Here is a 26,053-nt window from a genome sequence, read left to right on the forward strand (position 1 = left end):
CAATCAGTGCGAAGCGGTGTTTCCCGCGATATACCCGGAAGTCCAAGCAAACTGGAGATTATAACCTCCGCATCTTCCGTCAACATCCAAAAGCTCTCCGACAACATATATACCGGGATCGTTTTTATATGAAAAATCATCGTTAATATCTCCAATGCTGATCCCGCCTATTGTCACCTGAGAAGCCGCATAGCCGTTGCACTCTTTTATATTAAACTTAAGCTTTCTGTAGTTTTCAAATATGCATCTGAGCATGCTCTCTGAGATATTGACAGCTTTCATAGTCGGTGAAAGCTTCATTCGCTTTAAGACCATCTCATTGATATAGCTATTTCCAAATCCCGAAAGAAGCTCAGAAATACTACGACTGTCTCGAATTTTTATCATTTCATTGATGAGCCTGTCAAAAGACTCTTCGTCATAATCGGGATACAGATCAAGAAGTGCATAAACAGGTTTATTCTCGGAAACAAGCTTGATTATTTCCCTGCTTGCCTGCATGACGGGAATACCCGAAATACCATCAGTAAGTAGCTGCACTTCACCTTTTTCGGAAGTAAGAAGCTCTTCTCCCAGATAAAAAGAAATAGCGGCTTTACTCCTGACTCCGGCAGCAGGCATGATATCTTCATCCGTCGTCTTAAAGCCTACAAGTGCGGGAAAAGTATCCTTTACGCTCATTCCAAGCTTTTTACAAATATAATAGCCATCGCCCGTAGACATTGTAGTCTTCGCGCCCGATAACGAACCTGTCGCGATGATAACCTTATCGCTTTCATAAACACCCTCGGAAGTCTTTACCGTATAACCTACGGATTCTCCCGTTCTTTCAACGCTCTTAAGCTGGCTGTTATATACAATAGTAACACCAAGTCTTGAAAGCTCATTGGAAAGAGCACTAACAACACCGGCCGCCTGCTCTGATACGGGATATACATAGCCATCTTCACTCATCGTGATAACGCCAAGAGATCTGAAAAACTCTATCGTATCCAATGCACCGAATTCATTAAGCCATGAGCCGATCCTGCTTTTCGCAGCTGCATTATAATACGAGCCGTCAATTTTAAGATTCGTAAGATTACATCTTCCGTTTCCCGTCATCGACAGCTTTTTTCCAAGAACATTATTTTTTTCAAGTAAAGTTACTTCGGCGCCGCTTCTTGCCGCACATATAGCCGCACACAGTCCTGACGCGCCGCCTCCCGCAACTATTATTTTCTTTTTATTTACGCTCATTCCTCATCTCCATCAAAGCCGCCGAACATCATAAGAAGTCCGGAAAAAGCTTTGCCAAAGGGAATAACTCCGATCTCATAAGAATTAACGAGCCTAAGCAGCACAATTGCCACTACATAAACTACATAAAACAGTATAAAGCATACTGCGATGGTAAGTATATCACCTATAAGATTGACAAGTGCCATACTAAGGAAGAATACAACCAGTCCCGCAACAGCGCTGCACGCAAGCGGAAATACAAATGTCCTCATTTTATTCACTTTGATCCTAAACATCTTAGAGAACATAAGAAGACATAAAATATCATAAACAAGTACCGAGACGATCGTAGCTACAGCTGCTCCGTAGATTCCCATCTTGAGAATGATCTCAAACACAACAGTCATTCCAATATGGAAAAGCCATGCGGTCGCAAGATTGGTGACTATAAGGATAGTCTTGCCCATCTGACTAAGCATCCATGAAGCAAAAACCGCAATGGGAACAAGCAATATCAAACAAGCGCTCGCTCTCAAAAGACCGTCCGCAAGCTGCGAAGTCTTTCCAAATAACGCGACCTCAATGGGTGAAGCAAGTGTAAACACAAATATCACTACAGGAAATACAAGAAGTGAGAACCTCTTTACAAAAGTAGCGTATCTGTCCCTTGCTCCGTCGAACTCATCTCTCGAAGCTCTGGCCATGATCCTGTTCCACGTTTTGATAAACGGAATGCAAACAAGGATCGAAAACAGAACAATCAAAGTAACGACTCTTCCCGCGTATATTCCGAAATTAAGAAGTGTATCCGCTTCGCTTCCAATCTTTCTTTCATAGATCAAATAAAAGATCTGATCAAAAAGAAGCATCACACCGGGCGTTGCATATAAGAAAATAAGCGGTCTGACACTGCTGAGCACATCATTACTGCTGTCAAGATATCTGGGAGCTCCGCCCTTAACTATATCTCTAAGCTCATCTCTTCTTAGATAAAAACTGATACCGATCTGTATAAGGCCCGCCAATGAAGCAATCAAAATACCGATCATCATTCCTGTAGAGCCGTAAACAGCGCTGAATTCATTTACATGAAAAAGTGCATTTACTTTAATTCCGTATCCGAAAAGAACCGATGAAAAAAGAATGCCGAATATTAAAGCAACGGCAGCTATGATCACATCCGATATCACGATAGGTTTGGTGTAACCTATTCCCTGAAGATAGCCCCTAAGGACACCCTGAACCGCCAAGAACAAAATACTTACTGCGGCAATAAGTCCCTGAATAAGCCCTCTTTGTGTACCGAAAAGAAAATTAGAAGCGAATATATTGATAAGCACAAGAAGAAACGCCGCAATTCCTCCCGAAACAGCAAAGAATCTGAGCGAACTTTTCATATTGTGCTCGGCATTTACAAACTGCGAACGTCTTGCGCGCACTCTTACCATTACCCAAACAGCCTTCTGAACAGCCAGAACGAAAATAGCATAAAAGGTAAAGAAAAATGCAAGCGGAGCGCATACAAAGCCGGCTCCTTTATCTCCGAAAATGCGAATTGAAAAAATCGCAAACAACATCATTATAACAACAGCCAGATATACCGCAGATGTAAGTATATCAGGACGTATTCTCTTTTCTTCAGAATAAATTTTCATACAAGTTCTCCAAATGCCTAAAAATCAGTCTCTTGTAATTCCAAGTTTATTAAGAACGTCGCTCTGCTTCTTTTCCATAACAGCAGCCTCGTCCTCTTCCATATGATCGTAGCCGCAAAGATGAAGCATACTGTGCGCTACGAGAAAAGCAAATTCTCGCTTAAGGCTGTGTCCATACTCTAAAGCCTGCTCGCGAACTCTTTTTTCATTAATAACTATATCACCAAACATAATGCAATTTGTATCGGGATTAAAAAGGTCTACCCTTTGCTCTCCGTCTATCACGGAGAAATCGCCCGGCTCATCGTAGGAAACATTCGGAAAAGAAAGAACATCTGTCGGTCTGTCTATATCTCTGAAATCCCTGTTCATTTCCCTGATGCCTTCATCATCGGTGATCGTAAGGCTTATCTCTACGTCGTGCTCGCAGCCCTCTTCCTTAAGTACCTCCGCTGCAACTGTTTCGGCAACCTCTTCTATATCAAAGTCAAACTCGGCGTTCACCTCATTCTCAACGTAAAAAGTCATAGTAGAGTTTCTCCTTCTTAAGTATCTTTCCGATCTCGTCAAACTCTCTGAACGTAACGTCAAAGTCCTTTAGCTTACCTTCACTCATCTTTTTCTCCAATACAGAATCAATGAGCTTATCGTAATCAATCTTGATGTCTTTATCTTTCTTGATAAGATACATGATCGAAGCAATAACGGTCTCACTTAACATAACTGTGAGAGATTCCTTGGATTTTACGTTTCCTTTTTGAGGTTCCGTGTACTCATGAAGAAGCTCGATCGCTTCCGTAGGGAAATTGTTTTCCTCATAATAGTGCTTGATCTCATCCCACTTAAGCTTTCCTTCAGGAGCCCCTATCCTGTGATAATATGAACAGGTCTTGGCAGCTCTTGCGTTAAACGAAAGCCCCATCGCTATACGCTCGGCAAGGTAAGCTGTATGAATCGCCCTGAAGTATTCATCCTTATCTTTTTCCTTTAAGGATACAAGAAGCGGAAACTCAGGATCGTTGATCTCCATATACATATCATTGGATTTTCTTATTACATACACCCCGAATAAATTCAGGAAAAGAAGTAAGAAAATAAGATTGATCATCAGATTGATGAACGGTGCAACAAAAAGATTAAACGAAAGCGTCCTGTTAAGGAACAAAATATTGAAAGCGATAAGAAGTACCGCCTGCATAAAGAGCGAAACAAAGGTCGGAAGTCCGATCGAACTGTTTTCCTTAAGATCCCTGAACATTGCAATGGCAACTACTCCGGCAAGAACATACATAAACAGTTCGCTGCATCCGCTGCTTTCCTCAAGCATAACCGAAAGGCAAACAAAAAAAGTTCCGGTTATAAGTCCGATCTCCGTATTGGATAAAAGAGAAAGTATTACAAAGAAAGCCAGATAAGGCCAGAACATATTCGGTACAAGTGAAAGAACAAGCGAAAGCAAAAGGCCGATTATATAAGCCAGAACAAATCTGTTTCTCTGATCGTAGTTATCGTAAAAAAAGCCCTCTCTTCCCCTTGAAGAAGCATCAAGAAGCATGAATATCACAGTTCCGCTCATCATTAGAGAAACAACGGTGTTTCTTATTATCGCTTCGATGCTCTTATCGGTAAAATATGAAAATGCAAATACAAAAATGCCCGTAAGAAAAAACATTACAGAATATAAAAGCTTGATCTTCTTAGCAGTTGAATTCTCATTTGCCATTCTTTGAACGTCTCTCCATCTTTTGTATTTCTTTCTTGGTCATCTTATTGGCAGACTTTTTCTCAAAGTCTTCGTATGCTTTTACAATCTTCTGAACAAGCGGATGTCTTACAACGTCGCTGCTGGTCAGCTTACAAAATGCGATATCGTCTATGGTCTTAAGTACACTCTGGGCAACATCAAGTCCGCTTCTTACATCGGCAGAAAGATCCTTCTGCGTCTCATCGCCGGTAATGATCACTTTGGAGCCAAAACCGATTCTGGTAAGGAACATCTTCATCTGTGCAGGTGTAGTGTTCTGAGCTTCATCAAGAATAATAAATGCGTTATCAAGTGTTCTTCCTCTCATATATGCAAGAGGTGCAACCTCAATAAGTCCCTTCTCCATATTCTTGATAAAGTTCTCTGTTCCCATTATCTGATACAGCGCATCATATAAAGGTCTTAAATAAGGATCGACCTTACTCTGAAGGTCACCGGGAAGAAATCCCAGCTTTTCTCCCGCTTCAATAGCAGGTCTCGTAAGAATGATCCTGCTTACTTCTTCTCTCTGAAATGCGGTTATAGCCATAGCCATGGCAAGGTAAGTCTTACCTGTACCGGCAGGACCGATACCGAAGACGATCATCTTATTTCTGATCGCATCGATATATTTCTTTTGCCCGAGAGTCTTGGGCTTTATAGGTTTTCCCGAAATGGTATGACAGATAATATCTCTGTCTATGTCAGCAAGGACATTGCTGTTATCAGCTTCCGGATTATTCTTTTTTTCTTCGTCATCCTTTAAAAGAATTGCATAATCAACGCTCTGCTCCTCAATGTCAGAGCCGCGTCTTGAAAGCTGCACAAGCTCTCTTATTATCTCGGATGCCTTCTGAGCGCCCTCTTTATCTCCGATAATATGTAGCTCACCGTTTCGATCGATTATCTCGACATGAAGGCTGTCCTCGATCTTTCTGATATAGCTGTCGTTACCTCCGAATATATTGCGCTCGTCTTCAGCTGTAAGCGCCAGGCTAAGTTCTGTAATCTCACTCATTTATGGTATGGTTCTCCGCTTATAATTTTATAACCCCTGTAGATCTGCTCCAAAAGCACTACTCTCATCATCTGATGAGGAAACGTCATATCCGAAAAGCTTATCTGCGAATCGGTTCTATTAAGTACCTCGTCAGAAAGTCCGAGCGATCCTCCGATAACGAATTGAATACGACTGACACCTCTTACTCCCAAGTCATTTATAAATTCGGAAAAAGACTCTGAGCTGTGTTTTTTACCTTTGATAGCAAGCGCACAAACATGGGCTTTATCATCAATATTTTTAAGGATTCTCTCTCCCTCTTTTTGCTTGATCTGCTCTTCTATAGCAGGCGGAGCATTATCGGGAGTCTTTTCATCCGGAACTTCTATGATATTAAGCTTACAATACCTTGAAAGTCGCTTGGAGTATTCAGCGATAGCATCATTCCAGTATTTTTCTTTGATCTTACCGACGCATATTATATCTACAGAGCTCAATAATTCTCCTTTTAGTTTGCGGCATTTCCGCCTGTGATGATACCTCTGATAAGATTCTCTTCAATTTCCTTATCGGTCATATATAGATGTGTATCATCATTACCTTTAAGTGACATAACGGGATATCTTCCTGTTTTATCCTTGGAAGCATGCGCAGGGCTGTTAAACTTTCCTTCAGTACATGTTCCGACCCACTCATCGGTATGTTCGGACTTATCTACGGTAATAATATACATTTCCTTGTCATAATAAGAATCCTTGAAAGAACCTATCGCATTCTGAATATAGACATCTGCAGTGTTCATTCTACTTGTGTCATAGTCATAGTGCTCCTGACCTTTTCCGTTCGGACGATCCTCAGCCCACTCGCCGGAATAAGTGTGCTCGGTTACGACATTGCCGGAATATGAAGGATAAAAGCAGATCCATGAACCGCTTCCGCTTCTCTTTCCGTCCTTGAACTCACCGAAGTAATACTGATCGTTGGCATATACCGCAAGACCTTTTCCTTCGGGTTTACCGTCTTTATTTTTTTCACCGTAATAATAAAAGTCGTAGCTTCCGTTAAGAGCATAAGACATCGCTTCATATCTTTCGAGATGAGCGAGTTCTCTTACGGCGTTCATATTATTCTTAGCCCAGTAATCGTGCATTTCCTTAAGCTGAGCATCTCTGTCGTATTTAACCTTGCCGTATTTATCCTTAAGCTCGGCAGCATCTGCTCTGTAAAAGCACTTACCGGGTTCCTTATTTACTTTCTCGTTCTTTTCAATAACTGTTGATGATGAAACGCTCGAATCGGCATTATCGGAAGAAGCCGCAGATGAAGCATCCTCTGAGCTATCCGAAGAACCTAGTGATACGCCCTGTGAGACAAGATTTGATGACTGATCATCGGATGCTCCGCTGTTCGCATATTCCATGATATCGCTTGCAAGAAGCGCATCCTCGCTATTCTTATCAACCTTTTTACCTGATATTGCAATGTAAGCTATCAATATCAATAATATAACGGCGATAACTCCTGCCGTTATTGCTACTCTCATTTTTTCTTTGTTATCCATAATATTTCTCTTCCCCTTTTTTTCATACTACAACGCTCATTATACCACAATTCCAAGCACGAAGAATACTACAATTCTTAGCTTCAGATACAAAAAAGGGTCACGCGAACGTGACCCTTAATAACCATTATTTTTTTGCCGTGATCAGCAGATTGTGTGGATCCATCCCTCGGGAGCTTCAACTGTACCCATCTGGATACCTGTGAGTGTATCGTAAAGCTTCTTGATAACAGGTCCCATCTCATCCATTCCGCTTGCGAAGCAGATTTCCTTGCCGTGATCGTTGATCTTTCCGACAGGGCTGATAACAGCAGCTGTTCCGCAAAGTCCCATCTCAACAAAGTTCTCAACCTCTGAAAGCTTAACGGGTCTCTCCTCAACATTGAGTCCAAGGATATCTCTTGCAACCTGCACAAGTGATCTTCTTGTGATTGAAGGAAGGATTGAATCTGTATGTGACTGGGGAACTACAAGTCCGCCCTCTTTTGTAACGAAGATGATGTTTGCTCCGCCTGTCTCTTCGATATATGTTCTGCTCTCGGCATCAAGATATACGTTCTCTGCAAAACCTTCGTTGTGTGCTGTAACGATAGCATGAAGGCTCATTGCGTAGTTAAGTCCGGCCTTGATATTACCTGTTCCGTGCGGTGCTGCTCTGTCAAAATCACTGATCTTAACAACGATAGGCTTAGCGCCGCCCTTGAAGTAAGGTCCTACGGGAGTAACAAAGATTCTGAACTGATACTCATCTGCAGGCTTAACACCGATAACATTACCTGTAGCGAACATAACAGGTCTGATATAAAGTGTTGCACCGCTTCCGTAAGGGGGAACCCAATCCTTGTTGGCTTCAACAACCTTCTCAACTGCTTCTATAAATTTATCTTCAGGAAATGCAGGCATCTCAAGTCTCTTAGCTGAGTCTACCATTCTCTTGGCATTGAGATCGGGTCTGAAGGTTACGATCTTGCCATCCTCTGTCTCATAAGCTTTAAGTCCCTCGAAGCACTCCTGTGCGTAATGAAGAACACCGGCATCCTCACTGAGTACGATTGTGTTGTCGCTTGTAATGACACCATCATCCCACTTGCCGTCTTTATAGTTGGAGACAAATCTCTTATCAGCAACCATATAACTAAAACCAATATTTGCCCAATCCAAATTCTTCTTGCTCATCTTTCTTCCATCTCCTTAGATTACTTTAGCACGTCAAAACACTAATGTTTAAATTATAACCCTTTATTTTCGTGCGTCAAGTAAGCTATACGATTTTATATCACTTATTTTTATCCGCCTTATTTTTACTGTTCTTGGCGGCACTTATCTTTTCTTTTAAATTGATACTAAAGATCTTCTTAAATGTTGATGTTTCTTTTCCTGCGTTAAATTTGGTATTATCGGGATTGCTAAGCGTCTTATATTCTTTATCTTCTATATAGGCAAGATCATAGTAATCCTTGGTGTTTGTACTGAGTCCCTTCTTTTCCAAAAGAATATTCGTAAGGCGAGAAGCAAGCGCATAAATAACAGCGAAAATAGGAACACCTATAAGCCATCCTACAATTCCCCACAGTCCGCCAAACAACATAATGGAAAAGATAACCCAAAAGCTTGAAAGTCCCGTGGAATTTCCAAGGATCATAGGCCCTAAGATATTGCCGTCAAACTGCTGAAGCACGATGACAAATATAAGGAATATCAAAGCCTGTATCGGATCAATGAGCACAAGTAGCAGCGCTCCCATTATTCCTCCGATATAAGGACCAAAGAAAGGAATAATGTTGGTAACACCTACAATAACCGAAATCAAAAGCGGATACTTAAGCTTAAGGACAAGACATCCTATGTAACAGATAACACCTATTACGAAGGAATCAACAAGCTTACCGCCTACAAAGCCCTCGAATGTATTGTTCACAAATCTGAAACCGCCGATAAGTTCATTGGCAAAGTCTTCTCTGAAGATCGCATATGCAAGTTTCTTGCCGCTCGTTGTAAAGCGTTCCTTTGAAAGAAGCACATAGATCGCAACAATAAAACCGACTACAAGATCAAGGATAACACCGAATACTGAAAAGAAGCTCTGTGAAGCAAACTTCATGATGGTATTTACACTCGGCATCATCGGGATAAGCTGCTTGGTAATATAAGAGCTCAAGTTCTCATAATAAGTATCGAGCTGAGAATCGATAAACTTCTGAAGCTCGGGGTTATCGGCGAGATATTTGTTGGACTGCGTATCAATCTGATTGATATAAATAGGCATATTCCTTATGATCTCACGTAAACTCCTTATAAGCTCGGGGATAATGATCCTAAATAGCCCGTACATAATAAAGAGAAAAATGATCATTGTGATCAAAACAGAAATATATCTTATATGCTTTCTCTTTTTCTTATCGGCTGTGCTCGCTCTGGATACGTCTATACCTCTCAATTTATAGATAGGCATAAGAATCTTCTCCTCGATGAACTCAAGGAGCGGAATAAGCACAAACGCGATAACTATACCGATTACAATGCCCGAAAGCGAATCTAATATTGACGAAAAAGTTTTTACGATCGTCTTTCCGTCAAACAGCACATAATATGCAAGCATAAGTGCAATACACAAGCAAAATATGGTGATTGCCCATGTGACCTGATTTTTCTCGGGTTTCATCTTCATAATAATTACTCTCCTATTTACTCTTTCATAGCATCAAGAACATAAACAAGACTATCAAGATAATTCTCTTCTATATCTTCTATCTTACCAGAATCACATAATCCCGCAATCTTGGGATCGAGAGGGAGTCTTCCGAGAACGTCAATTCCCTTGGATGCGGCGTATGAATCAAGCCCGCTGTCTCCAAAAATATTAATCATTTCTCCGCAGTGAGGACAGCTCATATAGCTCATGTTCTCAACTATTCCCAGCACAGGGATATTCATCATGGTAGCCATATTTACAGCCTTCTCGACTATCATATTTACAAGCTCCTGAGGAGTTGAAACTACGATTATTCCGTCAACGGGAAGAGACTGGAACACCGTAAGCGGAACGTCACCTGTTCCGGGAGGCATATCAACAAACATATAATCAACATCGCCCCAGTTTACATCCGACCAGAACTGCTTAACGATTCCCGCAATTACAGGTCCTCTCCATATAACGGGATCTGTCTCGTTGTCCATAAGCATATTAAGCGACATAACTTTAATGCCGTTCTTGGAATCAGCCGGCAAAAGACCTGTCTCATCCGCGTTCTTGGCCTGGCCTATGCCAAACATCTTAGGTATTGAAGGTCCTGTGATATCGGCATCCATGATCGCGCACTTATAACCTTTTTTATTCATGTAAACGGCTGAAAGTCCTGTCACAAGGCTCTTTCCGACGCCGCCCTTTCCGCTCACTATACCTATAACCTTTTTAATATGAGAATGCTCAGATGGTTTAACCTTGAAATTATCTTCCATCTGCTTTTTGAAATCTTCGGGTTTCTTGCCGTGTCCGTTAGCCATTATATGTCTCCGTTTCTGAATTTATTTTAGAACATAAAAGGAGTGCCTTTAGCATATATTATACTATGCAAAAAGACACATTCCTTATTACTTACATATCAGCGCTTGTAGATATAATCGGATACTTCCACATCTTCATCGTCGCCGACATATGATTCGATTATAAATCTTGGTCTGTTCTTGGTCTCAAGATAAATCTTACCGATATACTCTCCGATTATACCGATCGAAGAAATTGTAAGACCACCGATAAACCAGACAGACATAACGATGGTTGTCCATCCGGGCTCATTGTGTCCCGTGAAATACCTTGCAAGTGAATAGATAAATACAAGCAAAGTGATAAAAACGATCATAAAGCCAAGACCCGTGATCATCTTGATGGGCTTGGTGCTAAGGCTCGTGATTCCTTCAATCGCAAAGCTAAGCATCTTCTTAAGAGGATACTTACTCTCACCCGCAAATCTCTCGGCTCTTTCGTAGTAAACTATATCTGACTTAAAGCCGAGCATGGGAACGATTCCTCTAAGGAAAAGATTAACCTCGCCAAACTCAGAAAGCGCAAAGAGCGCACGTCTGCTCAAAAGTCTGTAATCAGCATGATTATATACGGTTTTGGCTCCCATCGAGTCAATAAGCTTGTAATATGACTCGGCAGTAAATCTCTTAAAGAAAGTATCTGTTGCTCTCTTGGATCTTACTCCGTAAACAACATCACAGCCTTCGTTATTAAACTTATCAACCATGGCATCAATGGCATTTATATCATCCTGAAGATCGGCATCCATCGATATTGCCATGTCACATAAATCTTTTGCGGTCATAAGTCCCGCAAGCAGCGCATTCTGGTGTCCCATGTTTTTGGACAGATTGATACCCTGAAAAAGCTTATTCTCTTCATGAAGTTTTTTGATCATATTGAAGGTTTCATCTTTTGAACCGTCATTAACAAATAAAACCCTACTATCCTCGTCGATTTTCCCATTTGCGATGAGACTTTCAAACTTCTCTTTAAGTCTCTTCGCAGTCTCGGGCAGAACTTCCTGTTCGTTATAACAAGGGATTACACAGAATAATCTGCTCATTACTTATCCTCCGATGAGTTAATGTAATTGATAAGACCTTCGGAATCGATTATCTTCTGCATAAAAGGAGGGAATGCCTGTCCTTTAAATGTCTTTCCGGTTGTTTCATCGGTGATAAGGCCGGAATCGAAATCGATGCTTACAACATCACCGTTTGAAATAGCATCGGCAGCTTCCTCACACTCAATGATGGGAAGTCCGATATTGATCGAATTCCTGTAAAAGATTCTTGCAAAGCTCTTTGCGATAACGCAAGAAACACCGGCAGCCTTAATTGAAATAGGCGCATGTTCTCTTGATGAACCGCAGCCGAAATTCTTCTCGGCAACAATGATATCGCCCTTCTTAACGTTCTTGGTAAAATCCTTATCTATATCTTCCATGCAATGCTTGGCAAGCTCTTCTCCGGTAGTGCTGTTGAGATATCTTGCGGGGATGATAACATCCGTATCCACATTGTCACCATATTTAAAAACTGTTCCTTTAGCAGCTTTCATTTTAACTCTCCTTAATAATCTCTTTTATTATAACCCGATTTCAGACGGCTGAGAAATCTTTCCTGTGATGGCACTTGCAGCCGCAACAGCGGGTGAAGCAAGATAAATCTCGGAATCGATCGCTCCCATTCTTCCCACAAAGTTTCTGTTTGTAGTAGATACGCACTTCTCCCCCGAAGCAAGAACACCCATATATCCGCCAAGACAAGGTCCGCATGTGGGAGTTGAGATGATCGCACCGGCTTCAACAAATGTTCTTACAAGACCTTCTTCCATAGCTTTTAAGAAGATCTGCTGTGTAGCAGGTATTACGATACATCTGATACCGTCCGCAACGTGATGTCCCTTTATTACTTCAGCGGCACATCTAAGGTCGTCAAGTCTTCCGTTTGTACAAGAGCCGATAACTACCTGATCGATCTTGATATCTGCGATATCGTCAAATGTATGTGTATTCTCGGGAAGGTGAGGGAATGAAACGGTTGACTTAAGAGCGCCAAGATCAATCGTGTATTCCTCATCGTAGACCGCATCGGGATCAGCCTCGAATACAGTATATTTCTTACCGGGAGCGTGCTCCTCAAGGTAAGCAACAGTAAGCTCGTCAACAGGGAAGATACCGTTCTTTCCGCCTGCCTCGATAGCCATGTTTGCGATAGTAAATCTGTCATCCATGGAAAGATTCTTAATTCCCTCTCCCACAAATTCCATTGACTTGTAAAGAGCGCCGTCAACGCCGATCATACCGATGATATGAAGGATAACGTCTTTTCCGCTAACCCACTTTGAAGGCTTTCCTACAATATTGAACTTAATTGCGGAAGGAACCTTAAACCATCCCTTTCCTGTAGCCATACCTGCAGCCATATCGGTTGAACCGATACCTGTAGAGAAAGCTCCGAGTGCTCCGTATGTACATGTATGAGAGTCAGCACCGATAATAAGGTCACCGGGAACAGTAAGACCCTGCTCAGGTAAAAGAGCATGCTCGATACCCATCTTTCCGACTTCAAAATAATTGGTGATCTCGTTCTTTCTTGCAAACTCACGAACGCACTTACAGTTCTCAGCTGATTTGATATCCTTATTGGGAACAAAGTGATCGGGAACAAGCGCGATCTTATCCTTATCAAAAACTCCCTTTGTAGTAAACTTGCTCATCTCATTGATGGCAACGGGACTGGTAATATCATTGCCAAGTACAAGATCCAGATTTGCCTCAATAAGCTGTCCTGCCTCAACATGATCAAGTCCGGCATGAGCAGCCAATATTTTCTGGCTCATTGTCATTCCACTCATAGTCTGTCTCCTTCACATCTATAGTTAATATAAATCAAAAACTTAACAGTAAATATAACATACACCGATCATAAAAAACACATAACAAATTTAATCACTTTTTCTTGACGTTTTTTAATATGACAACCAGATAAGTCCCAAGAAAAGCGATTCCTACAATGCTCAGTATAAGACCAAGCTTAAAGCCTTCGGGAATATATGTCACGTTGATCTCATGAACACCCGCAGTTACAGGGATTGCCATAAGGCCGTAATCCGCCTTGATAAGTTCGGTATCTTTTCCGTCTACCGTGCAAACAAAACCTTCCGTGCAAGGAACTGAGAAAAATACAAGTGTATCCTCTGAAAGTGCCGATGTCTTGGCAGTAAAGCCATGTGTATCATATACAAAGTCCGTACATGAAGTCTGTGCTCTCTTTTTACACTCATTTGCAAAATCAGAATACGAGAACTCATCGTTCGCGATATCTTCAGCGGTAAGCTCTTTCATTCCGATCTTATCGCCGTATTTAAGGGCATCATCATCAGAGATTATAAGAACTCTCGAAAGATCATAGTCATGATCTGCAGGGTTTAGATCCTCCCACTCTGACTCTGTTATGTAATTCTCATATGTAAATCCCATAGGGATAAAATTCTCGTTTTCAAAGATATCAAAGCCGTTCATAAGATCAGCAAAATGATATCCTTCCGTACCTTCATCATTGTAGAAAACTCTGTTCTTACTGATCTCGGCATTTTCCATGTAATATCTTGCGGAAAGGATCGCTCTTGCGCCGCATCTGTTTACAGGTATTGTAGTCTCTACCGTTCTCTTAATACCCGCTGTTCCGTATAAGAAATCAAAAATCTCGGAAGGAACCGTACTAAGGAAGCAATGAATTGAAGGAATTCCCCAGACCATATCATAGTTGGTAGAAGTGCTGTCAACTTCTCCGCGGCAGAAATCACTCATATCTACAGTGACTTTATTAAAAATCATCTGTTGCTGCCACATCTTCTTTCCTCTTTCGCTTATGATCGAGCTTCCGTTTTGAAGAGGGATATATGTTGACAAGATACAGCTGAGCATAACTACAACCAGAACTATTCTATCTCTCCAAGACACACGTCTACCCGTAAGTTCTTTTTCCTTCTTAAATCTCTTGGGCAGAGCGAATACTATAACCAAAAGAACAAAGCATAGGATCGCTGTCCCCATGACATCTCTTAAGAATATCTCGGTATTCTCCGTCATGTTAAAGAAAACAATCTCACCATCATCATTCCTTGAAGGCAAGTAGTACACAAGCACAAAGAACAGGAACAGGATAACGGATACAACCGCGCCCTTTTTAAGCTGAGGAGACTTACCTCTCTCAGCGACCTGAGCTGTCATAAGACACATTATAAGAATGGGCATGTAGAACCACCTTGCGTAATATGCGCTGTTAAACATTGAAAATGCCGCATTAAACAAAGGTATTACAGCTATTATTGCGCATGCTATCAAAAGACTCTTTTCCCAGTTTTTCTTTTTCTTATAAATTAAAAAGAAAGCGATGACACCGGATATTCCAAACAAAGGAATATATGCCGCAAGTGAAGCGTTCTTAACCGTACCCGTATAGAACAAAGTACCTTTTCCGATGATATCCGGAAGCATGGCAAGGCTCTTTACGATATCCCAGAGCATCTTTTCGCTTGGATAAACAAACATATCATAGCCAAGTACAAAGTTATTGAGTCTGGTATTTCCCTTAAGTCCGGCAAATGCCTGAAGAAGAAAAAACGCAGAAACCAAAATACCGCTTATACCCGCAAGCACAGCACGAAGCATCATAACAAGCGTAGTCTTGATCTTATTGCTGAGTGCATAGCGAATGACAAAGTATATCACCATAAAGACAACCTGTCCGAAGAAGAAATAATAATTAATAACGGACATAAGTGCTGTCATAAGTGCGAATCTTACAAAAGGAAGTCCGGAAAATTTAATGCTAACCTCTTCTTTTCCGTCATCAACCTTCATAAGCTCTTCAAATGTCAAAAGGAACAACGGGAAAAACGCAACCGCTTCGGTGAAATGGTTGAAGACAATGTTGCAGGCGTTAAAGCCCGAAAATGCATAAAGATATGCACCTATCATGGCGTAGGTGTACTTATGAACATATCTTCTTATATAAACATATGCGCAAGCTGCGGCAGTAGCATATTTAAGCGCCATTAAAAAAGGCATCATATAAGGTATCGCAGCCTCGGGAAATAGTGTAGATATCCAGAAGAAAGGACTACCCATCAGATAAAAGGCAAAGTCGCCCAGCATCGTGCCGCCCAGATCAATATTCCAGTTCCAAAAAAGGCTTCCGCTTCTGACTGCCCTGTGAGCAACAATATAAAACGGAATCTGCTGAACGTTGTAATCCCCGTAATAAAAGAACGGCAAACCTCTGCGTATAAAGATAGGCAACACCGCCAAAATATAGAACAAAAACGAGCTAAGGAACACGATAAGTGTCACATACCGGCCCTTTTTATTATTGGATCCTGCATACTCTAAATTATTAGAATTCAAAACCTTTCCCCTTCAACCATCATGCAAAAATGCATCGTTTTTTTGAAATAAACAAAAGTAAAAGAGTGCCATAATGACACTCTTTTAATATTAGTCTACTTAACAAAGTTTTTCAACGTAAAGTTAGGCTTAAATTAGTTGTTGATGAGCTTATCAGACTCGTTGTTCCAGCTGTAAAGCTTTCTGATCTCCTCACCGATCTTCTCAGCGGGATGCTCGGAAGCGAGCTTTCTCATAGCCTTGAAGTGAACCTGTCCGCCTGCCTCTGACATATCAAGAAGGAATTCCTTAGCGAAGCTTCCGTCCTGGATATCCTTAAGGATCTGCTTCATAGCCTTCTTAGTCTCAGGTGTAATAACCTTGGGTCCTGTGATGTAATCACCGTACTCAGCTGTGTTGGAAATTGAATATCTCATTCCTGCGAAACCTGACTGATAGATAAGGTCAACGATGAGCTTCATCTCATGGATACACTCAAAGTATGCATTTCTGGGATCGTATCCTGCCTCAACAAGAGTCTCGAAACCACACTGCATAAGTGCACAAACACCGCCGCAAAGAACAGCCTGCTCACCGAAGAGGTCAGTCTCTGTCTCTGTTCTGAAGTTAGTCTCAAGAAGACCTGCTCTTGCACCGCCGATACCTGCACCGTAAGCAAGTGCGATATCAAGTGCCTTACCTGTAGCATCCTGCTCAACAGCTACAAGACAAGGTGTTCCCTTTCCTGCCTGGTACTCAGAACGAACTGTGTGACCGGGAGCCTTGGGAGCGATCATAGCAACGTCAACACCTGCGGGAGCCTTGATAAGTCCGAAGTGTACGTTGAAACCGTGTGCGAACATAAGCATGTTGCCGGGCTGAAGGTTGGGCTCGATGTCCTCTCTGTACATCTTAGCCTGCTTCTCATCATTGATAAGGATCATGATGATATCAGCCATCTTAGCAGCCTCAGCTGTATTGTAAACCTTAAGTCCCTGAGCCTCAGCCTTAGCCTTGCTCTTTGAACCCTCGTAAAGTCCTATAATAACGTTGCAGCCTGAATCCTTAAGGTTAAGGGCATGTGCATGTCCCTGTGAGCCATAGCCGATAATTGCAATTGTCTTACCCTCAAGTAAAGATAAGTTGCAATCTTCCTGATAAAAAATACGTGCTTCCTGTGACATTGTTTTTCCTCCATTTTTTCCTTTAGATAGATTATATATTTTAATAATTTAAAAGGCGATCATCAGTCATCGAGATAGATGACATTGTCCGTTCCTCTTCCGAGTCCGGCAATACCTGTTCTTGCAAGCTCCAAGATCTCATAGCCCTCAAGAAGCTTAAGAAAAGCATCAATCTTGGACTGGCTACCTGTGATCTCTATAATAAGTGAATCAATACTTACATCAACAATGTTACCTCTGAACACATTGGCAGTTGCAAGAATACTCTGTCTCTGATCCGCATGTGCTCTTACCTTGACCATTGCAAGCTCTCTGTATACGCTGTCCGCAGGGATGAGCTCATGAATATCTCTTACATCGACAAGCTTGGCTACCTGTTTCTCAATCTGATCAAGTATCACATCATCTCCCGCCGCAACGATCGTGATCCTGGTATATCTCGAATCTGCGGTAACACCGGCGGTGATGCTCTCAATATTATATCCTCTTCTCGAAAACAGTCCCGATATTCTGGAAAGTACACCGGGATTGTTATCTACAAGAAGCTGAAAAACCTTTTTTTGCATTACTTAGCTCCCATATATAATTGATTCTTTTACACTTTAATCTTTTAACCAATTAAATCAGATTATATCACTGCTCTTTACACTTCGTCAATGCTACTGTTCCGGTGCGTGCAATTTCAACAATACTCACGCTTTTGAGCATTTCTATAAAGAGTTCTATTCTCTCCGAAGTGTCACAGATCTGGATAACCATAAGATTCTTGGACATGTCTACTATAGAGGCATTCATGATCTCACAGTTCTCCATGATATCTCTTCTGTTCTCTTTGTTGTATTTAACCTTTATGAGCATAAGCTCTCTGTTGATACTAAGGCTCTCCTTAAAGGTCTTAACCTTGATAACATCGATCTTCTTATTAAGCTGTTTTTCGATCTGCTCGATAGTACGCTCATCACCCGATGAAACGATGGTCATACATGAAACGCTCTTATCGGCAGTCTCACCGACAACAAGCGATTCGATATTGAAATTTCTTCTTGAAAATAGTCCCGATACTTTGGAGAGTACACCTGCTCTGTTTTCTACCAAGACTGAATATATTCTTCTCATCACAGTCCCTCCTTATTACTTGGTAAGCGCCTTGGGATCAACTATAACCTCCATAAGCGCCGATGAATCGTCTGAAAGGAAAGATTTAAGTTCTTTTTCAAGATTGCTCGATCCGTCAACCTTCGCATAGCCCATACCGTATGCAGCCGCGATAAGCGAAAGATCGGGATCCCCCTTAAGCTCAACCATGGAATAGTTGTCGTTATACGCAAAGTGCTGATGCTCTCTTACCATTCCGAGATAACCGTTCTTCATTACCACAATCTTGACCGCAACGCCGTACTGTCTCATCGTCGCAAGCTCCATCATGGACATCTGGAATGCTCCATCTCCGGTAACGGCAACTATCTGTTTCTTGGGACTTGCAAGCTTGGCACCGAGCGCAGCCGGGATTGAATATCCCATCGTTCCCATTCCGCCCGAAGTAATAAATCTGCCGTTCTTTACTATATGATAAGCACAAGACCACATCTGGTTCTGTCCGACATCGGCAACATAGACCGCATCGTTCTTCATTGCGCCGGAGAGCTTTGTTATAAACTCTTTAGGCTCAACGTAGGCTTTCTTCTTAACACTCTTTTTAGCCTTGGAAAGAGCTGCCTCTTTGTATTCATTAATAGTAGCGATCCACTCGGAATGATCGTCCGCATGATCGTCCTGTTCAAGGAAATCCTGGAAGATATGCTTGATATCGCCCACAAGAGGTATTGTAGGACCGACGTTCTTACCTATCTCGGCGGGATCGACATCTATATGGACCATAACCTTATTCTCTGTGATAAGATCGGGTCTGTTCACTGCTCTGTCCGCAACTCTTGCTCCGACCATCAAAAGAAGATCGGATTCATTCATGGCTTTATTTGCATAAGACTGACCGTTGTTACCGACCATTCCAAAATAAAGAGGATGCTCTGTCGGCATTACTCCTATTCCCATCATTGTTGAAACAACGGGAACGTTGTTGAGCTCGGCAAACTGTCTAAGTTCCTTGGTTGCATTACTCAAATGAACTCCGCCGCCCACACAGATAATAGGCTTTTTGGCCTTCTCAACTTCTTTAATAACTTTCTTGATCTGAACCATATTGCCCTTAACCGTAGGCTTGTAGGTTCTCATGGAGATTGTCTCGGGATATACAAACTTGCCGGGGAACTCCGCATTCTGGATGTCAAAAGGAATATCGATAAGTACAGGGCCTTTTCGACCTGTGCTCGCAATATAAAAAGCTTCCTTAAAGATTCTCGGAATGTCCGCAACATCTCTTACGAGGTAGCTATATTTAACAAAAGACTCAACGGCACCGGTAATATCAGCCTCCTGGAAGACATCACTTCCTATCATGTCGCTGTTTACCTGTCCTGTTATGCAAACAAGAGGGATACTGTCGGCATATGCCGTAGCAATTCCCGTTATAAGATTGGTCGCACCGGGGCCTGATGTGACGGCGCACACTCCCGTTTTACCGCTGATACGTGCAAATCCGCTTGCGCAATGAGCAGCATTTTGCTCAGTCCTTATAAGAACACTCTTGATGTTGGTATCAAGAATCTTGTTCCAAAAAGGATCAATTGCAACTCCGGAATAACCAAATACGTATTCGGTCTTCTCTTTTTCAAGGCACTTAACTATCGCCTCAGCTCCAATCATAACAATCCTCCTCAATAAACATAAGTCTATATTTATTCAATACTAAGTATCTGTTTAACCAGTCTTACCGCATCGGCCGCATCTGATGAATAACCGTCCGCCCCGATCTCTTCGGCATAATCGGGTGTGACCACCGCTCCGCCTATAATTATCTTTGCATCAAGATGCTCGTCCTTGGCAAGATCGACCACATTTTTCATCTCTTTCATCGTAGTCGTCATAAGAGCTGAAAGAGCAATGATACTTGCATTATTCTCTTTCGCAGCCTTAACTATCTCTTCCTTTGGAACATCTTTTCCAAGATCAACCACTCTAAAGCCGTAGTTCTTAAGCATAAGAGCCACCAGGTTCTTACCGATATCATGAATATCGCCGTGAACCGTAGCAATAACGATCGAAGGAAGCTCCTTGCCGGTATCTGCGCTATCCTTAAGAAGCGGCTCGAGATAACCGATAGAAAGCTTCATGGCTTCAGCGCCCGCTATAAGCTGCGGAAGGAAAAACTTTCCTTTATCAAAAAGATCTCCGACTTCGTTGATCGCAGGCATCAAGACCGTATCGAGAATGACTCTGGGTTCAATGCCCATGCTCACTGCTTTTTCAGTATCTTTTACGATATTTCTCTTTGAACCGTTAAGCACATCTTTTTTTATTATACCAAGAATATCACCATCAGCGGGAGTGTCCTTTTTAACCTCTTTTGCAGGAGCATCACCCTGTGCATTATTAATCTCATACCTTTGCATCCTTTGGATGTAGCGAAGATCTCCGCCTTCCTTATTGCGTAAAAGATCTGACGCAAAAGCCGCATTTACCAGCATTTCCTGAGACGGATTGGCAATAGCCATGGTAAGTCCGTTCTGGATCGCCATTGTAAGGAACGCAGTGTTTACATTACTTCTCTGAGGAAGTCCGAATGAGATATTGGATAATCCGCAGATAGTTGCATAGTCGTTTGAATGACAATAGCCTATCGTATCAAGTGTGTTGAGCGCCGCCTTTGGATCGGCTCCGACTGTTGCAACGAGACCGTCAACAACAATGTCCTGCTTGACCATTCCCATATCAAATGCCATCTGTGAAAGTTTGTTTATATTATCTATCTTCTCCTGCGATGACTTCGGAAGTCCCTCGGGATTAAGAGGAAGAAGAATAAACATCGCACCGTATTTCTTTGCAAGAGGAAGGAAAACCTCTGCCTTACCCTTTTCAAGTGATATTGAATTCATAAGTGCTCTTCCCGGGTATCTGCGAAGAGCAGCCTCCATTACTTCGGCGCTACTAGAGTCGATACAAAGCGGAAGATCCGTTATGGAACTCACTTCTTCCATAACCGTAAGCATCATGCTCTTTTCATCGATTCCGCTCATTCCGACGTTTATATCAAGTATCGAAGCTCCGTCTTCTTCCTGACTCTGGGCAAAATCCATTACCATCTCAAGATTTCCTTCTCGAAGCTGCGCCTGGAGTTTCTTTTTACCTGTGGGATTTATCCTCTCACCAACTATCATAAAGAGATCGTCCATTCCAAAAGAAAGCGAGCTTCTCTCTGATGAAAGATATCTTTTCGAAGGATCTTTTCTCTTAATATGATTATCTTCACCGTCAACGATAGTACTGGGCTTAACTTCACCGTATCTATCTTTGATTCCTTTGATAAAAGCAGGTGTTGAACCGCAGCAACCGCCAAGCACACAGGCTCCGACATTAACAAGTCTTTCCATCTCGACAACGAAAGTATCGCAGTCCATGTCATAGGTAGTGTTTCCGTCCTCATCAACGGAAGGAAGTCCTGCATTTGGCTTAGCAATTATCGGTATAGAAGTAACCTCCGCCATGCTGCGAATGATCTCTTCCATCTTATCGGGACCCGTCGAGCAGTTTGCTCCGACGGCGCAAGCTCCGAGAGCTTCCAATGTAATGGCACTTGCAGCTGCATCAGAGCCAAAGAGCGTTCTTCCGTCAGCTTCAAATGTTAGTGTGACCATTACCGCAAGATCCGATACCTCTTTTGCAGCTATAAGCGCAGCTCTGCACTCCTGAAGGCTCATCATGGTCTCAACAACAAGGAGATCGCAGCCTGCATCTTCAAGAATCTTGATCTGTTCCTTATAAACATCGACAAGCTCTTCAAAATCAAGGTCGCCTATAGGCTTAAGCTGCTTTCCTGTCATCGTAAGGTCTCCGGCAACCAAAGCCTTGCCTGCAACGGCTTCTTTTGACAACCGGACAAGCTCGGTATTTATCTTAACTATATCTTTATCAAGGCCGTAATCAGCTAGTTTTATCCTATTTCCGGTAAATGTCGGAGCATAGACAATATCGGAACCCGCCTCAGCATAATTCTTCTGAAGCTCCTTCATTACATCTTTATGTTCAAGGATCCACGCCTCGGGGCAAACTCCGACCGGCATACCGGCCTTTATGAGATTGGAGCCCGTCGCACCGTCAAGAAATATTATCCTGTCTTTTGTAAATTCCAAAAATTGTTCTCTGTTCATCTATCTTTTACCTTTTTTATAAATATAGGAGCGAAATAAAACAATATCAAACATAAGACCGCTATCAAGAACGGCTTTAGCCACATCGGTGGATACGGAATTATCTCTGCATATGATAATCTATCTACCACTGCCAAAACAAGCACATGATAATAGTAAATGTAATTAGAGCTCTTTTTCCCGATCTTATACAAATGATCCCCGGAAAAAACTTTGCATTCAGACAAAAGAAATATTCCGACGACTACGATCAAAGATCCTAAATACACTTCTTTTTTACCGAAAATAAATGCTTCAACTATAGACAACAGCGTTCCGAATATTGTCATGAAAATAAAGACCGGCTTCTTCGCACTCATTACATCTATATACGAATCTTTAAGCTCATTTCTTTTGCCCCTGAAAAGATCGGACAAAAATATGCCAAGAAGCACAAAGGGCATACCGATAAACAACCAGTTCCTCATAACATACCAAGTCGCTATGCTTATTCCAAACGGTCTTATCGGATAAAATGTCTGAAGTGCCTGCCCGAAATACAATAAGACAAGCAATGCAACAATAAGGAATTTATACCACTTCCTGAGTACAGGTGCAAAAATATAGATAAGTCCCGTAACATACAAAAGTGCGAACAAAAACCACATATGATCGAACACAAATGCAGAGTCATATACAAATGTTCCGGAGTTAAACAAAACGAATCTTAAAGCCTCATTATATCCGTATTTTGAAAAAAGCCATTCTTTGATTGAATCACCCAGATACAAATGTACAGCTATCGAAAAGATAAAATAAATGATATATACACAGGCGGTGACTTTTAATATCTTTATGAAATATCTTCCGCTTTTTTCACGTATCTTTTGAGCGTTGTCGTCACCGTCCCTCAGAAGATATCTTCCGGATAAAACAAAGAAAAAAGGAACAGCCATCCTACTGACAGCTTCCATAACTGTTCCGAAATTTCCCGGAAAACCTGTATGGATTACAATAACAAGCATGCATGCTATAAAACTTATAAGATATAAAAATTTATTTTCTTTCATTTCCATGGGCATAGTTCCGACGCATCACTGCGGAGCGTTTCCTATTATACTAGAAAAGAAGCACTGATGTTACTCAGTGCTTGAATCTGAATCCTCTGAATCTATAGTCGATAACTGATATGCATCTTCTGTCGTGACGGAAACTCCTTCACCGGAAGGAACCTCTCCGTGAAGAACCTGCAAGATTACCATCGCTCTGTTGTTGGCTCTTTCATAATACTGAGAAGCAAGCTGTTCATTCTCTTCATCGAATTCGCCGTCATAAGCAAGATGATAACACTCGTTGGCTTTCTGCATATACTCTGCAGCTTCGACGGTAATCTCGGAAACACCGGAAAACTCATCGGGCACTTCACACTGTCCCATCTTCTGATATATATCATTCATTTCATCAAGATATCCAAGAAGCTCTTCCTTGGAGCCCTCGGAATTAGGATCGATAGCATCTATGGAATCACCAAGTTGCGAGAGCTTATCATAAAACTCAGACATCTCGGTCTTATAAGCTTCGAGCTTATCGTTTTTCTTTCCACATCCGACTGCCATGAATATGAACACAAAAACCAAACCCAAACAAAAACTTTTTCTAAAAAACTTTTTCAAAATATCACTCCGTATATTAGTCAGAATATTTGGATGCCGCCTTGAGTCTTGTAAGAGCTCTCGCAAGTCCCGCCTGAGATTTCTTAAACTCTTTGATAGACTGTTTGTGCTGAAGATGCTCCATGGCAAACTCATAAGCCTCCCTTGCTCTTTGCTTGTCAATATCTTCAGGTCTTTCAACGGTATTCACAAGAACTATACACCTATTGTTGGCTACTTGTACAGACCCCAAACTCACAACTCCGTAAAGCCACTCTCCGCCGGGCTGTTTGATCTTGATAACTCCGTCGGAAAGCGCAAGGATAAGCTCCTCGTGATTGGCAAGGATAGCAAGCTCACCGTCAGCGCAGGGAAGGATAATCTCCTCTGCTCTGTCATCATAAAATATTCCGTTTACAGATATAACCCTAAGTCCAAAGGTCGGGGCTTTTTCTTTACTCATAATTACGCCTCTATCTGCTTAGCCTTCTCAATAACTTCTTCGATCGAACCAACGTTAAAGAACGCTGCCTCGGGATATTCGTCCATCTCGCCGTCGATGATTGCCTTAAAGCCTTTTATCGTATCCTTAAGAGGAACGAATTTTCCTTGGATTCCGGTAAACTGCTCAGCAACATGGAAAGGCTGAGAAAGGAATCTCTGAATCTTTCTGGCTCTGTATACAGTCTGCTTGTCATCATCACTTAATTCTTCCATGCCGAGGATAGCAATGATGTCCTGAAGTTCTTTGTATTTCTGAAGAGTCTCCTGAACTTTAATGGCAGTTTCATAGTGCTCTTTTCCGACAATATCCTCTTCAAGGATACGGCTTGATGACTCAAGCGGATCTACCGCAGGATAAATACCCTGTTCTACGATCTTACGTGAAAGAACCGTCGTAGCGTCAAGGTGTGCGAATGTCGTTGCGGGAGCGGGATCGGTAAGGTCATCGGCGGGAACGTATACAGCCTGTACGGATGTAACCGAGCCGAATCTCGTTGAAGTGATCCTCTCCTGAAGTGCACCGAGATCTGTTGCAAGTGTCGGCTGATAACCGACAGCCGAAGGCATTCTTCCAAGAAGTGATGAAACTTCCGAGCCTGCCTGCACAAAACGGAAAATATTATCTATAAAAAGAAGCACATCCTGATGCTTAACATCTCTAAAGTACTCAGCCATAGTAAGTCCAGTCTCGGCTACTCTCATACGGGCTCCGGGCGGCTCATTCATCTGTCCGAAGACAAGCGCCGTCTTATCGATAACTCCCGACTCCGTCATTTCAAGCCAGAGATCGTTTCCTTCTCTGGATCTCTCTCCTACACCAGTAAAGATGGAGTATCCGCCGTGCTCGGTTGCGATATTCTGAATAAGCTCCTGAATAAGCACGGTCTTGCCTACACCGGCGCCTCCGAAAAGTCCGATCTTACCGCCTTTTGCATAAGGAGCAAGAAGATCGATAACCTTAATTCCGGTCTCAAGTATCTCGACAACAGGACTCTGATCTACGAAATTCGGAGCTTCTCTGTGAATCTCCCACTTCTCGCTGCAGGCTACTTCTCCCTTGTTATCGATAACATCGCCCATTACGTTAAACAGACGGCCCAAAACTCCTTCACCTACGGGAACAGTAATAGGTCCTCCTGTAGAGATTACTTCCATGTCCTTGCATAAGCCTTCACTTGGAGATAACATGATGCATCTTGCAACATTGTCGCCGATATGCTGCGAAACCTCCATGACACGCTTTTTATCTTCTACATATACATAAAGAGCGTCGCTGATATATGGAAGATCGTTGTCTTCAAATTTTACGTCAACAACCGGTCCCATGACCTGTAAAATCTTACCGTTTTTCAAAAGAATATCCTCGATTCA

23 protein-coding genes are annotated in these 26,053 nt (G+C 42.1%); all 23 read right to left on the minus strand.

Going from position 1 to position 26,053, the window contains the following annotated elements:
- Positions 1 to 3: 3 nt before the first annotated feature.
- The gene (locus tag D6856_RS11440; protein ID WP_120686988.1) at positions 4 to 1,239 is read right to left on the minus strand and encodes an NAD(P)/FAD-dependent oxidoreductase; all 1,236 of its coding nucleotides are present in this window, start codon (positions 1,237 to 1,239) and stop codon (positions 4 to 6) included.
- Positions 1,236 to 2,876, minus strand: a complete 1,641-nt coding sequence (locus D6856_RS11445) for a polysaccharide biosynthesis C-terminal domain-containing protein (protein ID WP_120686989.1) — start codon at positions 2,874 to 2,876, stop codon at positions 1,236 to 1,238. Before D6856_RS11445 ends, D6856_RS11440 begins: the two co-directional genes overlap by 4 nt.
- 24 nt (positions 2,877 to 2,900) lie before the next feature.
- Positions 2,901 to 3,404 (minus strand): rRNA maturation RNase YbeY, encoded by a 504-nt coding sequence (ybeY, locus tag D6856_RS11450; RefSeq protein ID WP_120686990.1) that lies wholly within the window; start codon positions 3,402 to 3,404, stop codon positions 2,901 to 2,903.
- A complete protein-coding gene (locus D6856_RS11455; protein ID WP_120686991.1) occupies positions 3,388 to 4,599 on the minus strand; it encodes a hypothetical protein in 1,212 nt (403 codons plus the stop codon). The genes ybeY and D6856_RS11455 overlap by 17 nt, the downstream gene beginning before the upstream one ends.
- Positions 4,589 to 5,638 carry a PhoH family protein gene (locus tag D6856_RS11460; RefSeq protein WP_120686992.1) on the minus strand — a complete coding sequence of 350 codons (1,050 nt, stop codon included), beginning with the start codon at positions 5,636 to 5,638 and terminating at the stop codon, positions 4,589 to 4,591. Before D6856_RS11460 ends, D6856_RS11455 begins: the two co-directional genes overlap by 11 nt.
- Entirely contained in the window at positions 5,635 to 6,117 is a 483-nt protein-coding gene (gene rlmH / locus D6856_RS11465; RefSeq protein WP_120686993.1) for a 23S rRNA (pseudouridine(1915)-N(3))-methyltransferase RlmH, read from the minus strand. Before rlmH ends, D6856_RS11460 begins: the two co-directional genes overlap by 4 nt.
- 11 nt (positions 6,118 to 6,128) lie before the next feature.
- Complete coding sequence (locus D6856_RS11470) at positions 6,129 to 7,181, minus strand: hypothetical protein (RefSeq protein WP_120686994.1); 1,053 nt, start codon at positions 7,179 to 7,181, stop codon at positions 6,129 to 6,131.
- Between the two features lie 144 nt (positions 7,182 to 7,325).
- Positions 7,326 to 8,357: a branched-chain amino acid aminotransferase gene (locus D6856_RS11475; protein ID WP_120656813.1), complete on the minus strand. Its 1,032-nt coding sequence runs from the start codon at positions 8,355 to 8,357 to the stop codon at positions 7,326 to 7,328.
- Between the two features lie 100 nt (positions 8,358 to 8,457).
- Positions 8,458 to 9,849: an AI-2E family transporter gene (locus tag D6856_RS11480; RefSeq protein WP_120686995.1), complete on the minus strand. Its 1,392-nt coding sequence runs from the start codon at positions 9,847 to 9,849 to the stop codon at positions 8,458 to 8,460.
- A gap of 17 nt (positions 9,850 to 9,866) precedes the next feature.
- Complete coding sequence (locus D6856_RS11485; RefSeq protein WP_092242954.1) at positions 9,867 to 10,685, minus strand: Mrp/NBP35 family ATP-binding protein; 819 nt, start codon at positions 10,683 to 10,685, stop codon at positions 9,867 to 9,869.
- Positions 10,686 to 10,783: 98 nt separating this feature from the next.
- Positions 10,784 to 11,770: a glycosyltransferase family 2 protein gene (locus tag D6856_RS11490; protein ID WP_120686996.1), complete on the minus strand. Its 987-nt coding sequence runs from the start codon at positions 11,768 to 11,770 to the stop codon at positions 10,784 to 10,786.
- Positions 11,770 to 12,267: a 3-isopropylmalate dehydratase small subunit gene (leuD, locus tag D6856_RS11495; protein WP_092242960.1), complete on the minus strand. Its 498-nt coding sequence runs from the start codon at positions 12,265 to 12,267 to the stop codon at positions 11,770 to 11,772. Before leuD ends, D6856_RS11490 begins: the two co-directional genes overlap by 1 nt.
- A 27-nt stretch (positions 12,268 to 12,294) precedes the next feature.
- Positions 12,295 to 13,566: a 3-isopropylmalate dehydratase large subunit gene (leuC, locus tag D6856_RS11500; protein ID WP_120686997.1), complete on the minus strand. Its 1,272-nt coding sequence runs from the start codon at positions 13,564 to 13,566 to the stop codon at positions 12,295 to 12,297.
- Positions 13,567 to 13,660: 94 nt separating this feature from the next.
- Complete coding sequence (locus D6856_RS11505; protein WP_120686998.1) at positions 13,661 to 16,120, minus strand: YfhO family protein; 2,460 nt, start codon at positions 16,118 to 16,120, stop codon at positions 13,661 to 13,663.
- A gap of 134 nt (positions 16,121 to 16,254) precedes the next feature.
- Positions 16,255 to 17,283: a ketol-acid reductoisomerase gene (gene ilvC, locus D6856_RS11510; protein WP_092242972.1), complete on the minus strand. Its 1,029-nt coding sequence runs from the start codon at positions 17,281 to 17,283 to the stop codon at positions 16,255 to 16,257.
- A gap of 62 nt (positions 17,284 to 17,345) precedes the next feature.
- The gene (gene ilvN, locus D6856_RS11515) at positions 17,346 to 17,849 is read right to left on the minus strand and encodes an acetolactate synthase small subunit (protein ID WP_092242975.1); all 504 of its coding nucleotides are present in this window, start codon (positions 17,847 to 17,849) and stop codon (positions 17,346 to 17,348) included.
- 67 nt (positions 17,850 to 17,916) lie between these two features.
- Positions 17,917 to 18,399 (minus strand): acetolactate synthase small subunit, encoded by a 483-nt coding sequence (gene ilvN, locus D6856_RS11520; protein WP_092242978.1) that lies wholly within the window; start codon positions 18,397 to 18,399, stop codon positions 17,917 to 17,919.
- A 15-nt stretch (positions 18,400 to 18,414) separates the two neighbouring features.
- Positions 18,415 to 20,046, minus strand: a complete 1,632-nt coding sequence (gene ilvB, locus D6856_RS11525; protein WP_120686999.1) for a biosynthetic-type acetolactate synthase large subunit — start codon at positions 20,044 to 20,046, stop codon at positions 18,415 to 18,417.
- Between the two features lie 32 nt (positions 20,047 to 20,078).
- Positions 20,079 to 22,547: a homocysteine S-methyltransferase family protein gene (locus D6856_RS11530; RefSeq protein WP_120687000.1), complete on the minus strand. Its 2,469-nt coding sequence runs from the start codon at positions 22,545 to 22,547 to the stop codon at positions 20,079 to 20,081.
- The gene (locus D6856_RS11535) at positions 22,544 to 23,602 is read right to left on the minus strand and encodes an acyltransferase family protein (RefSeq protein WP_207667279.1); all 1,059 of its coding nucleotides are present in this window, start codon (positions 23,600 to 23,602) and stop codon (positions 22,544 to 22,546) included. Before D6856_RS11535 ends, D6856_RS11530 begins: the two co-directional genes overlap by 4 nt.
- 63 nt (positions 23,603 to 23,665) lie before the next feature.
- Positions 23,666 to 24,169, minus strand: coding sequence for a hypothetical protein (locus D6856_RS11540; protein ID WP_147367835.1), 504 nt, complete (start codon positions 24,167 to 24,169; stop codon positions 23,666 to 23,668).
- A gap of 46 nt (positions 24,170 to 24,215) precedes the next feature.
- On the minus strand, positions 24,216 to 24,641 hold the full coding sequence (gene atpC / locus D6856_RS11545; RefSeq protein WP_092242995.1) for an ATP synthase F1 subunit epsilon: 426 nt from the start codon (positions 24,639 to 24,641) through the stop codon (positions 24,216 to 24,218).
- A 2-nt stretch (positions 24,642 to 24,643) separates the two neighbouring features.
- Positions 24,644 to 26,035: a F0F1 ATP synthase subunit beta gene (atpD, locus tag D6856_RS11550; RefSeq protein WP_120687003.1), complete on the minus strand. Its 1,392-nt coding sequence runs from the start codon at positions 26,033 to 26,035 to the stop codon at positions 24,644 to 24,646.
- Positions 26,036 to 26,053: the final 18 nt, after the last annotated feature.

The sequence above is a fragment of the Butyrivibrio sp. XB500-5 genome, assembly GCF_003625505.1.
Taxonomy (GTDB): Bacteria; Bacillota; Clostridia; order Lachnospirales; family Lachnospiraceae; genus Butyrivibrio.

Bases quoted from the DNA above. Each gene is read 5' to 3' on its own strand.
- D6856_RS11440 (WP_120686988.1), bottom strand. From the start codon at position 1,239: ATGAGCGTAAATAAAAAGAAAATAATAGTTGCGGGAGGCGGCGCGTCA.
- D6856_RS11445 (WP_120686989.1), bottom strand. From the start codon at position 2,876: ATGAAAATTTATTCTGAAGAAAAGAGAATACGTCCTGATATACTTACA.
- ybeY (WP_120686990.1), bottom strand. From the start codon at position 3,404: ATGACTTTTTACGTTGAGAATGAGGTGAACGCCGAGTTTGACTTTGAT.
- D6856_RS11455 (WP_120686991.1), bottom strand. From the start codon at position 4,599: ATGGCAAATGAGAATTCAACTGCTAAGAAGATCAAGCTTTTATATTCT.
- D6856_RS11460 (WP_120686992.1), bottom strand. From the start codon at position 5,638: ATGAGTGAGATTACAGAACTTAGCCTGGCGCTTACAGCTGAAGACGAG.
- D6856_RS11470 (WP_120686994.1), bottom strand. From the start codon at position 7,181: ATGGATAACAAAGAAAAAATGAGAGTAGCAATAACGGCAGGAGTTATC.
- D6856_RS11475 (WP_120656813.1), bottom strand. From the start codon at position 8,357: ATGAGCAAGAAGAATTTGGATTGGGCAAATATTGGTTTTAGTTATATG.
- D6856_RS11480 (WP_120686995.1), bottom strand. From the start codon at position 9,849: ATGAAGATGAAACCCGAGAAAAATCAGGTCACATGGGCAATCACCATA.
- D6856_RS11485 (WP_092242954.1), bottom strand. From the start codon at position 10,685: ATGGCTAACGGACACGGCAAGAAACCCGAAGATTTCAAAAAGCAGATG.
- D6856_RS11490 (WP_120686996.1), bottom strand. From the start codon at position 11,770: ATGAGCAGATTATTCTGTGTAATCCCTTGTTATAACGAACAGGAAGTT.
- leuD (WP_092242960.1), bottom strand. From the start codon at position 12,267: ATGAAAGCTGCTAAAGGAACAGTTTTTAAATATGGTGACAATGTGGAT.
- leuC (WP_120686997.1), bottom strand. From the start codon at position 13,566: ATGAGTGGAATGACAATGAGCCAGAAAATATTGGCTGCTCATGCCGGA.
- ilvC (WP_092242972.1), bottom strand. From the start codon at position 17,283: ATGTCACAGGAAGCACGTATTTTTTATCAGGAAGATTGCAACTTATCT.
- ilvN (WP_092242975.1), bottom strand. From the start codon at position 17,849: ATGCAAAAAAAGGTTTTTCAGCTTCTTGTAGATAACAATCCCGGTGTA.
- ilvN (WP_092242978.1), bottom strand. From the start codon at position 18,399: ATGAGAAGAATATATTCAGTCTTGGTAGAAAACAGAGCAGGTGTACTC.
- ilvB (WP_120686999.1), bottom strand. From the start codon at position 20,046: ATGATTGGAGCTGAGGCGATAGTTAAGTGCCTTGAAAAAGAGAAGACC.
- D6856_RS11530 (WP_120687000.1), bottom strand. From the start codon at position 22,547: ATGAACAGAGAACAATTTTTGGAATTTACAAAAGACAGGATAATATTT.
- D6856_RS11535 (WP_207667279.1), bottom strand. From the start codon at position 23,602: ATGGAAATGAAAGAAAATAAATTTTTATATCTTATAAGTTTTATAGCA.
- atpC (WP_092242995.1), bottom strand. From the start codon at position 24,641: ATGAGTAAAGAAAAAGCCCCGACCTTTGGACTTAGGGTTATATCTGTA.